The sequence below is a fragment of the Exiguobacterium sp. s16 genome, from assembly GCF_018618115.1.
GTDB classification, from domain to species: domain Bacteria; phylum Bacillota; class Bacilli; order Exiguobacteriales; family Exiguobacteriaceae; genus Exiguobacterium; species Exiguobacterium mexicanum_A.
Window position 1 is genome coordinate 295603 of sequence record NZ_JACSLM010000002.1, and the last position, 11878, is coordinate 307480.

Annotated in this window: 11 protein-coding genes; all 11 read left to right on the forward strand. The window is 53.4% G+C overall.

What is annotated here, in order from left to right; all coding sequences use genetic code 11:
- The first annotated feature begins 7 nt into the window (after nucleotides 1–7).
- The 11 genes from era to KNP86_RS05035 all read left to right on the forward strand — a co-directional run bounded on the left by era (nucleotide 8) and on the right by KNP86_RS05035 (nucleotide 11838).
- Nucleotides 8–916: a GTPase Era gene (gene era, locus KNP86_RS04985; RefSeq protein ID WP_214753083.1), complete on the forward strand. Its 909-nt coding sequence runs from the start codon at nucleotides 8–10 to the stop codon at nucleotides 914–916.
- A 3-nt stretch (nucleotides 917–919) separates the two neighbouring features.
- Entirely contained in the window at nucleotides 920–1669 is a 750-nt protein-coding gene (gene recO, locus KNP86_RS04990) for a DNA repair protein RecO (protein ID WP_214753085.1), read from the forward strand.
- Nucleotides 1670–1956: 287 nt separating this feature from the next.
- Complete coding sequence (gene glyQ / locus KNP86_RS04995) at nucleotides 1957–2850, forward strand: glycine--tRNA ligase subunit alpha (RefSeq protein WP_483298407.1); 894 nt, start codon at nucleotides 1957–1959, stop codon at nucleotides 2848–2850.
- Nucleotides 2843–4897 (forward strand): glycine--tRNA ligase subunit beta, encoded by a 2055-nt coding sequence (gene glyS / locus KNP86_RS05000; protein WP_214753089.1) that lies wholly within the window; start codon nucleotides 2843–2845, stop codon nucleotides 4895–4897. The genes glyQ and glyS overlap by 8 nt, the downstream gene beginning before the upstream one ends.
- A 21-nt stretch (nucleotides 4898–4918) precedes the next feature.
- Nucleotides 4919–5548 carry a transcriptional regulator CcpN gene (gene ccpN / locus KNP86_RS05005; RefSeq protein WP_034778102.1) on the forward strand — a complete coding sequence of 210 codons (630 nt, stop codon included), beginning with the start codon at nucleotides 4919–4921 and terminating at the stop codon, nucleotides 5546–5548.
- On the forward strand, nucleotides 5535–6383 hold the full coding sequence (locus KNP86_RS05010) for a pyruvate, water dikinase regulatory protein (protein ID WP_214711413.1): 849 nt from the start codon (nucleotides 5535–5537) through the stop codon (nucleotides 6381–6383). The genes ccpN and KNP86_RS05010 overlap by 14 nt, the downstream gene beginning before the upstream one ends.
- A gap of 107 nt (nucleotides 6384–6490) precedes the next feature.
- A complete protein-coding gene (gene dnaG, locus KNP86_RS05015) occupies nucleotides 6491–8311 on the forward strand; it encodes a DNA primase (RefSeq protein WP_233004389.1) in 1821 nt (606 codons plus the stop codon).
- Nucleotides 8312–8346: 35 nt separating this feature from the next.
- Nucleotides 8347–9441, forward strand: a complete 1095-nt coding sequence (gene rpoD, locus KNP86_RS05020) for an RNA polymerase sigma factor RpoD (protein ID WP_034778096.1) — start codon at nucleotides 8347–8349, stop codon at nucleotides 9439–9441.
- A 132-nt stretch (nucleotides 9442–9573) separates the two neighbouring features.
- The gene (gene cccA, locus KNP86_RS05025; protein ID WP_021065699.1) at nucleotides 9574–9912 is read left to right on the forward strand and encodes a cytochrome c550; all 339 of its coding nucleotides are present in this window, start codon (nucleotides 9574–9576) and stop codon (nucleotides 9910–9912) included.
- Between the two features lie 97 nt (nucleotides 9913–10009).
- Entirely contained in the window at nucleotides 10010–10726 is a 717-nt protein-coding gene (locus KNP86_RS05030; protein ID WP_214753091.1) for a tRNA (adenine(22)-N(1))-methyltransferase, read from the forward strand.
- Nucleotides 10726–11838: a Nif3-like dinuclear metal center hexameric protein gene (locus KNP86_RS05035; protein WP_214753093.1), complete on the forward strand. Its 1113-nt coding sequence runs from the start codon at nucleotides 10726–10728 to the stop codon at nucleotides 11836–11838. Before KNP86_RS05030 ends, KNP86_RS05035 begins: the two co-directional genes overlap by 1 nt.
- The last annotated feature ends 40 nt before the right edge of the window (nucleotides 11839–11878 follow it).

Consider the following 11878-nt stretch of genomic DNA (forward strand, 5'->3'; position numbering starts at 1 on the left):
GTGCACTATGTATCAAGAAGATTTTAAATCAGGGTTTGTGTCCATCATCGGTCGTCCGAACGTCGGAAAATCGACGTTCTTGAACCGGGTCATCGGACAAAAGATTGCCATCATGTCAGACAAGCCGCAGACGACGCGCAACAAGGTCCAAGGTGTATATACGGCGGATGATTCGCAAATCATCTTTATCGACACGCCAGGGATTCATAAGCCGAAACACCGTCTCGGCGATTTCATGATGAAAGTCGCGACGAACGCACTCCGTGAAGTCGATGCGATCCTCTTCATGGTCAACGTCACGGAACCGCGCGGCGCCGGCGATGAGTTCATCATCGAGAAGTTAAAAGGGCTCGATACGCCAATCATCCTCGTCATGAACAAAATCGATTTGATTCATCCGGACGAGATTCCGGCTGTCATCGAGCAGTATACGAACCAACTCGATTTCGCGGCGTACGTCCCGATCTCGGCACTTCAAGGCAATAACGTCGAACCGCTCCTTAAAGAAATAAAAAAGTTGCTCCCGGAAGGACCGATGTATTACCCGGCCGACCAAGTGACCGACCACCCGGAACGGTTCATCATCTCTGAATTGATTCGCGAGAAAGTGCTCCATAAGACGCGTGATGAAGTGCCGCACTCAATCGCGGTCGCCATTGAATCGATCAAGAAACGGGAAAACTCGGAAATGATTGATGTCGAGGCCGTGATCATGGTCGAGCGTGATTCGCAAAAAGGAATCGTCATCGGCAAAAAAGGTGCGATGCTCCGCGAAATCGGGACAGAAGCACGCCACGACATCGAGGCGCTCCTCGGGACAAAAGTGTATTTGAACCTATGGGTGAAAGTACAAAAAGATTGGCGTAACAAGATGGGCCAACTCCGCGACCTCGGTTTCCGCGACGACGAGTATTAAGCCATGTTGCAAAAGGTCACGGGAATCGTCATTCGGACGGTCAATTACGGGGAGTCGAACAAAGTCGTTACGTTGTTCACCGAAGAACTCGGGAAAGTCGCCGTCATGGCGCGCGGTGCGAAAAAGCCGGGCAGTCGCCTGCATGCGTCGAGCCAGCCTTTCGTCGAGGCGGTGTATATTTTCCCGGCGAGCCGTGGCCTCGGTCAACTGAAGTCGTCGGATGTGATCACGTCTTATCCGGAAATCCGGAAAGACGTCGAGCGCATGGCGTACGCCATGTACTGGCTCGAGCTCGTCGACCGCACCGTCGAGGACCGGGTGCCGAACCGCCCGCTCTATCGCATCTTGAACGACGCCCTGCAGGCGCTCAATTCAGGGATGGACCCGGATGTGATCACGCACCACTTTGAACTGCGCATTTTGCACTTGCTCGGGGTCGCACCCGTTTTGACCGGGTGCATCCGTTGCAACGATGTGACCGACCCGATGTATTTTTCAGTGGCGGCCGGTGGTTTTCTTTGCTCGCGTCACCAAGAAGAAGGGTCGGCCCGCATGAGCGAACGTCTAGCGAAGCTCCTCTATTTGATGAGCCGACACGAGCTGTCCGAATTCAGTAACGTCCCGCTCACAAAAGAGACGCGGATTCTGCTCAGGCAGCTGTTCGACGCCTATATGGAATCATACAGCGGCTTGCGGCTGAAGACGAAACGTGTCCTCGATCAAATGCAGCGCCTTTACTTGAACGATGATTGACTTTTTCGACAAGATTCGATACCATAATCTACGATTAGACAAATGAAATAGCGTGCGCAATGAAGGAAACGAGTAGCTTTTACGCCATGGGTACAGCGAGTTCGGGGAGGTGGGAGCCGAACGCTAGGGGGAAGTGAATGGCAATTCCGGAGCGCCCACAATCCAAAGAGTGGCCTCATCTCGAGGCAAGTAGGGTGGAACCGCGGGTAATCCCGTCCCTATGTGCATGGCACATAGGGGCGTTTTTTGTCGTTTCAATACTTTTGGAGGTGTCACATATGAAGCACATGACCGTGCAAGAAATTATTTTGACGTTACAAAATTTCTGGGCGTCGAAAGGCTGCTTGACAATGCAAGCGTATGACGTTGAGAAAGGGGCCGGTACGATGAACCCGATGACGTTCTTACGGAGTCTCGGACCAGAGCCGTGGAACGTCTGTTACACGGAGCCATCACGTCGTCCGGCGGATGGACGGTACGGTGAAAACCCGAACCGTTTGTATCAGCATCATCAGTTCCAAGTCATCATGAAGCCGTCACCGAGCAACATCCAAGAGCTTTACTTAGAAAGTTTAGAGTTGATCGGAATCAACCCACTCGAGCACGATATCCGTTTCGTCGAAGACAACTGGGAAAACCCGACGTTCGGCGCGGCTGGACTAGGTTGGGAAGTTTGGTTGAACGGGATGGAGATCACCCAGTTCACGTATTTCCAACAAGTCGGTGGCATCGAGTGTGACCCGATCGCCGTCGAGATCACATACGGTCTCGAACGTCTCGCGTCGTACATCCAAGAAGTCGAGAGCGTGTTTGACCTCGTCTGGACGGACGGATTCAAATATGGGGACATCTTCTACCAGCCCGAGTATGAACACTCAAAATATACGTTCGAACTTTCAGACGTCGACATGTTGTTCAAGTTGTTCGATACGTACGAAAAAGAAGCGAAGCGTGCCCTTGATGAGAACCTCGTCTTCCCGGCTTACGACTATATCCTCAAATGTTCGCATACGTTCAACCTACTCGATGCGAAAGGCGCCATCTCGGTGACGGAACGGACCGGTTTCATCCAACGTGTCCGCAACATGTCCCGTGCGTGTGCTGCCAAATTTATCGAAGAGCGGGAACGTCTCGGTTTCCCACTTTTGAACCAAGAGAAAGCAGGTGCCCTTGATGCGTGACCTTTTATTAGAAATCGGACTTGAAGAATTACCAGCGCAATACGTCCTCCGTTCGGAGAAACAATTGGCAGAGCGTGTGACCGCCTTCTTGACGGACGCCCGTGTCCAGTTCGGGACATTGACCGTCTATTCAACACCGCGCCGTCTCGCCGTTCTTGTCAAAGACGTCGAAGAGAAGCAACAAGACTTGACGGAGACGCTTCGCGGACCGGCGAAAAAGATCGCTCAAGACGCTGAAGGAAACTGGTCGAAAGCAGCCGCTGGGTTTGCCCGTGGCCGTGGTCTCTCGGTCGACGACTTGTACTTCGCTGAAGAGAAAGGTGTCGAGTACGTGTTCGCAGACCGTCACGAGTCAGGTCAGGCGACGAGCACGCTGCTTCCGGCACTCGAAGACGTCGTCCGTGGTATGACGTTCCCGAAAAACATGAAGTGGGGCACGAGCAGTCTCCGCTACATGCGTCCGATTCGTTGGCTCGTCGCGTTGTTCGGTGCCGAGCAAATTGATTTTGAAATCGAAGGCGTAAAGACAGGAAACGTGACACGTGGTCACCGCTTCTTGAGTAAAGGTGACGTCACGATCGCCGAGCCGGCCGGCTACGCCGAGACGCTCGAACGCGAATTCGTCGTCGCGTCATATGAAGACCGTAAGGCCCGCATTGAGCGTCAAATCGACGAGTTGGCTTCAGAACAAGGGTGGACGGTTCCGCTCGACGCCTCATTGCTCGAGGAAGTGACGAACCTCGTCGAATGGCCGACTGCGCTGTTCGGTGAATTCGATGCAAGCTATCTCGAACTTCCGGAAGAAGTATTGATCACGACGATGAAAGAGCACCAACGCTATTTCCCGGTCTATATCGGTGAAACGCTTAAAAACTATTTCGTGACCGTCCGTAACGGGAACGCAGACCATCTTCAAAACGTGGCCAAAGGGAACGAGAAGGTCATCCGGGCCCGCTTGGCAGACGCCGTCTTCTTCTATGAGGAAGACCAAAAGACGAAGATTGACGATCAACTCGTCCGTCTCGACCGCATCGTCTTCCATGAGAAGTTGGGCACGACGGGAGACAAGGTCCGTCGCGTAGAACAACTCGCCGGAACGCTGGCGCCATTGTTCAATGCGGATGCAGCCAAAGTCGCCCGGGCTGGTGCCATCCATAAGTTCGACCTCGTCAGCCAAATGGTGTATGAGTTCACAGAACTCCAAGGGGTGATGGGTGAGAAGTATGCGCTCCAACAAGGTGAGGACAAAGAAGTGGCCGCGGCCATCCGTGAACACTATATGCCACGCTTTGCGGGCGACGCGTCACCATCGACGCCAACGGGTGCGGTTCTCGCACTAGCCGATAAATTGGATTCGATCGCTGCATTCTTCGGAATCGGCATGATTCCGAGCGGTTCGCAAGACCCGTTCGCGCTTCGTCGTCAAGCCCAAGGGGTCGTCCAAATTCTAGCGGATTGGAAGATTGTGCTCCCACTCGACAAATTACTTTCACAAGTTGTCGATTCGCAACTTCAGGCAGGACTTTATGATGCCGATAAAGAACAAGTCAAGGCGCAACTAAAAGACTTCTTCATGCTTCGCCTGAAGTATCGTCTCCAAGAACGGCAAGTCCGTTATGACGTCATCGACGCCGTATTGACGACAGAGCTCGCCATCAACCGGCTCGATGCCCGAGCGGACGCGGTTCAAGCCATGCTCGCAAACGATGCGAAACTACTCATTGAGCAATTGACGCGTGTCGTCAATATCGCCAAGAAAGGTGAGGCTGGAGAGGTCGATCCGGCATTGTTCGAAAACAAAGAAGAGAACGAACTCCATGTCGCCATCGAAGCGACGCTACCGGAAACGGAGCGAGCCGTCGAGGATGGGGATTATCATCAAGCGATCGCGTCATTGCGCGTATTGGAACAACCGATTAGCGCTTATTTCGAAAATACAATGGTCATGAGCGACGTTGAAGCGATTCGCGAGAACCGTCTGCGCGAGATGAAACGACTCGCCATGACGATCGAGAGCGTCGCCGACTTTAGCGCGCTCGTACTCTGACCAAACTTGAGGGGGTTGGCTATGCAGCTGAATGAACGCCAACAGAAGATCGTTGAGATCGTCAGGGTCAACGGACCGATCACGGGTGAGCAGATCGCGCAAGAGCTGTCGCTCACTCGCGCCACGCTCCGCCCGGACCTGGCCATCTTGACGATGACTGGAATACTAGAAGCCCGGCCACGTGTCGGCTACACGTTCGTCGGCAAACGAAACTCATCCCTGCTTCGGGAAAAATTGGATTCATTGACGGTCGGCGACTTCATGTCGTCCGCGAAAGTCGTCAGTGACGAGATGACGGTGTATGACGCCGTCGTGACCTTGTTTTTAGAAGACGTCGGTTCGCTGTTCGTCGTCGGCAAGGACAACGAGCTCGTCGGTGTCTTGTCACGTAAAGACTTACTTCGGGCCGCCATCGGCAATCAAGACTTGGATCAATTGCCGGTCAACGTCATCATGACCCGCATGCCGAACATCACGGTGTGCGAGAAGAGTGAGACGTTGATTCGGGCCGGGATGAAGCTGATCGAGAAACAAATCGATGCCATGCCAGTCGTCGAAGAGAAAGACGGCAAGCTGATCGTGCTCGGTCGCATGACGAAGACGAACATGACGAAAGTATTGATCGCACTCGCCAACGATGAGTCGTTCTGAGGAGGAATCTGGTTTGACACTGACACAAAAACAACTCGTATTTGTCGTGAGCGATTCGGTCGGGGAGACATGTGAACTCGTCGTCCGCGCCGCGAGCATCCAGTTCCACGAGAATGCGATTGAGACGCTTAGAATTCCGTTCGTGGAAGATGAACAGACGATTCACGATGTCGTGACACAAGCGCGTGCCCAAGGAGCAGTCATCGCCTTCACGTTGGTCAACGAAGAGCATCGGGCCCTCCTCGTTCAACTCGGACGAGAGCATGACGTGAAGACGGTCGACTTGCTCGGCGACTTACTCGACGTGCTCGCCGGTCAACTCGGAGAGAGTCCGCGCGAGAAACCGGGACTCATCTATCGTCTCGATGAGGATTACTTCCGGAAAATCGAAGCGATGGAGTTCGCGGTCAAGTACGACGACGGACGTGACCCAAGAGGCTTGAAAAAAGCTGATATCGTCCTCGTCGGCGTATCACGCACATCCAAGACGCCGCTCTCACAATATTTGGCGTTGAAGCGGTATAAGGTCGCCAACGTACCGCTCGTGCCGGAATCACGCCCGCCGGAAGAACTGTTCGATTTGCCGCCTGACAAGTGCGTCGGGTTGATCATCTCGCCGGATAAGTTGATTTCGATTCGGATGGAACGGTTGAAGTCGCTCGGTTTGAAACCGGAGGCCGACTACGCCCAACTCGAACGCATCAATCGTGAACTCGAGTATGCCCGAGGGATTTACGAACGAATCGGTTGCGAGGTCATCGACGTGACGAACAAAGCCGTCGAAGAGACGGCAGGCATCATTTTACGGATGCTCGACCAATCGAAAGACGATTGAGTACTCGGATTAGTAATCGACTGGTGTTAACGGTATAATAGAGTACTGACATTACAGTGAAACGGAACGTGGTGAGCGTTCCGTTTCGTTGCGAGTTTGGATAGGGAGTGGTCGAGTTGCCGCGAATACCGGATGAAGTCATTGCGGAAGTGAAACAAGCCACAGATATCGTTGATTTAATCAGTGAACGCGTTGAATTGAAGAAGCAAGGCCATCGCCTCGTCGGTCTCTGTCCGTTCCACTCGGAGAACAGTCCATCGTTCTCCGTGTCCCCGGAAAAAGGGATGTACCATTGTTTTGGATGTGGAGCCGGCGGGAACGTATTTACGTTCGTCATGGAGACAGAAGGTTTGTCGTTCCCTGAGACGATTGAACGTCTCGCGACGCGGGCGAACATCGCCATCGAGGGCGGGGTGTCTGGCGATGAGGAGTTGTCACGAGACCAAGTCATTCGTAAACAGATGCGCGATGCCCATCGTGTCGTGGCGGATTTGTATCATGAAGTGTTGATGAAGACCGAAGCGGGCGAAGTCGGATTGACGTATTTGCAAGCGCGCGGTCTACAGGAGACGACGATCGGACAGTATAAGATCGGGTATGCGCCTGATCATCGCCGTTTTACCGTTGATTCACTGGAACGAAGAGGTTTCGACCTCGAGGTCATGGTGGAGGCGGGGTTGATTTCTAAGTCGAGGTCCGGTGAATATTTTGACCGGTTTGAAGGCAGAGTCGTCTTTCCGATTGCGGATCGAGACGGCACCATCGTCGGATTTAGCGGACGGGCGATCGATGAGCGACAGCCAAAGTACGTCAACACGGCGGATACGCCCTTGTTCAACAAGAGCGAACTCCTCTTCGGCTTTTCACAGGCACGGGCCACGATGCGAAAGCAAAAACGGGTCGTGCTCGTGGAAGGGAACGTCGACGTCTTGCAAGTCGCGCAAGCTGGGACGAAGGAAGTCGTCGCGTCGCTCGGGACGGCGTTTTCGACGCAGCATGCCCGTGCGTTAGCTCGCATGGTCGAAGAAGTGATCATCTGTTATGACGGTGATACGGCCGGACAAGAAGCGACGATGAAAGTCGTCCGCTTGCTCGAGGGCTACCCGCTCGATGTCCAGGTGCTGATGTTACCTGAGAAGACCGACCCGGATGATTATATTCGGACGAACGGGGCGGAGCAGTGGCACAGACTTGTCGAATCGGAGCGTTTATCCGTCCTCGACTTCATGAACCGGACGCTACGGCGTGGGAAAAACATGAATCGAGAAGGAGAACGGATTCGATTTATTGAATCTATGCTTGTGGAAATCAGTAAAACGGACAATTCGATTCGACGTGATTTATATGTGAGAAAGCTGGCCGACGAATTTGAGATTCCAGTCGAGACATTGTTGTCACGGATGCCCTCGACAAGACCGAAAGAAATCGCACCCCAACGAGTGCCGGAAGCTGAACCGGTTCGCCGGCGTTCATCTAAGACGAATGAACCGCGTTATGTCAAAGCCGAAAAGCTGTTACTTCGGGCCATGCTGAGTGGTCCGGAGCGGGTCCGCTTCGTCAGGGACCGCCTCGGGCTAGCCTATCAGGACGAAGTGCATCGCATGCTGGCGACGGCCCTCTATGAGATCGTCTCGGAGGACATGACGCATGAAGAATTCGAACAAGTGGCGCCCCCGTTCATGGAGCGCTATTGTGACCAACGTCCGGACTATGCGAATCGGTATGCCGAGATTCGGCTCATGTCCGCACCGGACGAACTGACCGAAGAGGTTTTAGATGAATACATTAAGGTCATAAACAGTTATGAGGAACAGCGTCAAATCGAACGAGCGAAAAGGGAAATCGGACAAGATGCCGAAAGTATAGTAGACCAGGCATCCAAGTTACAAGAATTGATTACCCGGAGTCGTCGTCTTCGTGAACGATGAACGTGAAGGAAGTTTGGAAGGAGTTGAACTGCTAGATGGCAGAGAAGAAAAAAGAGGATTTATTTAACGCCATAGACGAACTCGAGAAATTAGGTAAGAAAAAAGGCGTCGTATCCATGCAAGCAATCCAAGATCGCCTCAGCCATTTCGAGGTGGATTCGGACTTTATCGATAACTTCATTGAAGACTTAGAAGGTAAAGATATCCGCGTCACAGAAGATGCGGCCGATGCCGAAGAAACACCAACCAAAAAAGAGGACGAAGAGGTCGATTTGAACGACTTGTCCGTCCCGCCAGGTATTAAGATCAACGACCCGGTCCGCATGTATTTGAAAGAGATCGGCCGCGTCGATCTCCTCAGTGCGAAAGATGAGACCGAACTCGCGAAACGGATTGAACAAGGGGACGAAGAGGCGAAGAAACGTCTTGCCGAAGCCAACCTCCGTCTCGTCGTCTCGATCGCGAAACGTTATGTCGGGCGCGGTATGCTCTTCCTTGACTTGATTCAAGAAGGAAACATGGGCCTCATTAAAGCCGTCGAGAAGTTCGACTACATGAAAGGGTTCAAGTTCTCGACGTACGCGACGTGGTGGATTCGTCAAGCTATCACCCGCGCCATCGCCGACCAAGCTCGGACAATCCGGATCCCGGTCCACATGGTCGAGACGATCAACAAGTTGATTCGTGTTCAACGTCAACTGTTGCAAGACCTCGGGCGCGAACCGGCACCTGAAGAAATCGCCAAAGAGATGGAACTCACACCTGAAAAAGTGCGTGAGATCTTGAAAATCGCCCAAGAGCCTGTCTCGCTCGAGACACCGATCGGGGAAGAGGATGATTCGCACCTCGGCGACTTCATCGAAGACCAAGATGCGATGGCACCGCAAGACGCCGCTGCCTATGAGCTACTCAAAGAACAGCTCGAAGACGTGCTCGACACGCTCACGGACCGCGAAGAAAACGTGCTCCGTCTCCGTTTCGGTCTCGATGATGGCCGTACGCGCACGCTCGAAGAAGTCGGGAAAGTGTTCGGCGTCACCCGCGAGCGGATTCGTCAAATCGAGGCGAAGGCGCTCCGGAAGCTCCGTCACCCGAGCCGTTCGAAACGCTTGAAAGACTTCCTTGATTAATTGTGTTTTTGAATAAAATGTGAAGTTTTAGAAGAAAGGAAGGAAAATGAGTGATTTTCCTTCCTTCTTTATTATTTTTTGAGTAAAATAGTGATGGGTAGAAATTTGGAATGAACATGAGGGGGAAATACAATGCGTAATCCATTGTTACCGTTTGCAGCGATCGCGATCGTCGCAATCATTGCCATGGTCTCATTATCGTATTTTGGCGTGAACCAAGCTCAGCAGGCTGCTGAAGGTCCGTCGGTCACTGAGATGAACCCGGAAGACTTGTATGCGGCGAAAGGCTGCACAGGTTGCCACGGTGGAAATCTCGAAGGTGGCGTCGGTCCTGCGTTGACAGGCGTCGGCGAACGTTTATCGGCGGAAGAGATCACAAACATCATCGTCAACGGTAAAGGTGCAATGCCAGCTGGTCTCGCGACTGCCGAAGAAGCAGACGTACTCGCGACTTGGTTGCTCGAACAATAAGGGTGAAACGTACTCCTTCTGGGGTACGTTTTTTATTGTCCTGGATATAAATATTCGTTACCCTAATAGTGAAGAAGTAGAAAAAGGAGTTGTCCCTATGCAAGAACAAGTGACGTTAGACCGGCGGCTGAAGCAAGTCGTCGATTTCATTCCGAAAGGCAGTGTAGTGGCGGACATCGGCTCTGACCACGCCTACGTGCCATGCTATCTCGTTCAGCAAGGCATCGTCGACCGCGCCATCGCAGGCGAAGTGAACCGTGGACCGATGGAAGCGGCCAAAGCTCAAGTCGAGCTCATCGGGGCGACCGAAAACATCGACGTCCGTCTCGGTGACGGGCTCGCCGTCCTCGAAGCAGATGAGGCGACATGCATCTCGATTTGCGGGATGGGCGGAAGTTTGATTCGGTCGATTTTAGAGAGCGGCCGTGACAAGTTAGGAGCGGTCGAACGGCTCGTCCTGCAACCGAACGTGGACGGGCAATACGTCCGCGAATGGTTGCTCGACGCAGGATTCGTCCTAGTCGCGGAATCAATCGTTGAAGAGAATGACAAAGTATACGAGATTCTCGTCGGCGAACGTGGCACGGAGACGTGCTATAGCCTAGATGACACAGAACGCGCGTGGCAGCTCATGTTCGGACCGTACTTGCTCACGACACGCCCAGAGGCGTTCAAAATGAAATGGGGCCGCGAGGCGGACAAGCTCGATTACGTGCTCGGTCAGATGGCGGCAGGTGCCCAAACCGAAGCGCTCATCCGCAAACAGGAGGAGTTCAAGACGCTGCGTGACAAAATGAGAGAGGTGAGCAACTGATGGCGAACGGAAATCATGTCATTCAATTGTTTGAGGAGTTCGCCCCGAAACATCTCGCGGTCGAGGGCGATAAAATTGGTCTTCAAATCGGTACGTTGAATAAACCGGTACGACGAGTCATGGTGACGCTAGACGTGCTCGAATCGGTCGTCGATGAAGCGATCGAGCGAGACGTCGATTTGATTATCGCCCATCACCCACCCATTTTCAGCGCGCTTGCGCAAGTGAACGATCGCAGTGCCGCTGGCCGGATCGTTATGAAATGCATTCGGCATGACATTGCCGTCTATGTCGCCCATACGAACTTGGACGTCTGTCAGGGCGGGGTCAACGATTGGATGAGTCAGGCACTTGGACTCGTCGACCCGACGGTACTCATTCCGACGTATGAAGAACCGGTGTATAAGCTGTCCGTCTTCGTTCCGGTGACCCATCGGACCGCCGTCTCGGATGCGCTAGGACGTGCCGGCGCCGGCCGAATTGGGGATTATGGGGACTGCCAGTTCACTGTTTCAGGAGAAGGGCAGTTTACTCCGCTTGCCGGGTCCGACCCGTACCTCGGTCAGCATGGCAAGACGGAGCGTGTCGAAGAAGTGAAAATCGAGACGATTGTCACGGAGAGCCAAAAGAAAAGAGTGCTTAAGGCGATGACGGACGCGCATCCATACGAAGAGGTGGCCTACGATTTGATTCGTGACGACATTGACGGGCCCGTGTTCGGCCTTGGTCGTATCGGACGTCTCGAGGTGCCTCTCACACTCGCCGCGTTCGCAGAACACGTCAAGACGAGCTTTGACGTCGAAGCCGTCCGTGTCGTCGGCGATCCGAACCGGATCATCGAGAAAGTGGCGGTGCTCGGCGGGGACGGGAATAAATACGTATCGGCAGCCCATTTCAAAGGTGCGGATGCGTATGTGACGGGCGACCTGTACTTCCATGTGGCCCACGATGCAATGGCGCTCGGACTTTCTGTCGTCGACCCGGGTCATCACGTGGAGAGCGTGATGAAGCAAGGCGTCGTCGACGTGATGCGCGAGAAGTGTGAACGTGCGAAACTCGATGTCGAATTGTTTGTTTCGGAAGCCGATACAAACCCGTTCCGCTTCTACTGATGATTAAACGAAAAACCCCCGTCCTCGGGAGAGGACGGGG

Excerpts from the sequence above, each read along its gene's own strand:
- glyQ (WP_483298407.1), top strand. The coding sequence starts at position 1,957 with ATGACCGTGCAAGAAATTATTTTGACGTTACAAAATTTCTGGGCGTCG.
- ccpN (WP_034778102.1), top strand. The coding sequence starts at position 4,919 with ATGCAGCTGAATGAACGCCAACAGAAGATCGTTGAGATCGTCAGGGTC.
- glyS (WP_214753089.1), top strand. The coding sequence starts at position 2,843 with ATGCGTGACCTTTTATTAGAAATCGGACTTGAAGAATTACCAGCGCAA.
- era (WP_214753083.1), top strand. The coding sequence starts at position 8 with ATGTATCAAGAAGATTTTAAATCAGGGTTTGTGTCCATCATCGGTCGT.
- KNP86_RS05010 (WP_214711413.1), top strand. The coding sequence starts at position 5,535 with ATGAGTCGTTCTGAGGAGGAATCTGGTTTGACACTGACACAAAAACAA.
- rpoD (WP_034778096.1), top strand. The coding sequence starts at position 8,347 with ATGGCAGAGAAGAAAAAAGAGGATTTATTTAACGCCATAGACGAACTC.
- cccA (WP_021065699.1), top strand. The coding sequence starts at position 9,574 with ATGCGTAATCCATTGTTACCGTTTGCAGCGATCGCGATCGTCGCAATC.
- KNP86_RS05035 (WP_214753093.1), top strand. The coding sequence starts at position 10,726 with ATGGCGAACGGAAATCATGTCATTCAATTGTTTGAGGAGTTCGCCCCG.
- recO (WP_214753085.1), top strand. The coding sequence starts at position 920 with ATGTTGCAAAAGGTCACGGGAATCGTCATTCGGACGGTCAATTACGGG.
- KNP86_RS05030 (WP_214753091.1), top strand. The coding sequence starts at position 10,010 with ATGCAAGAACAAGTGACGTTAGACCGGCGGCTGAAGCAAGTCGTCGAT.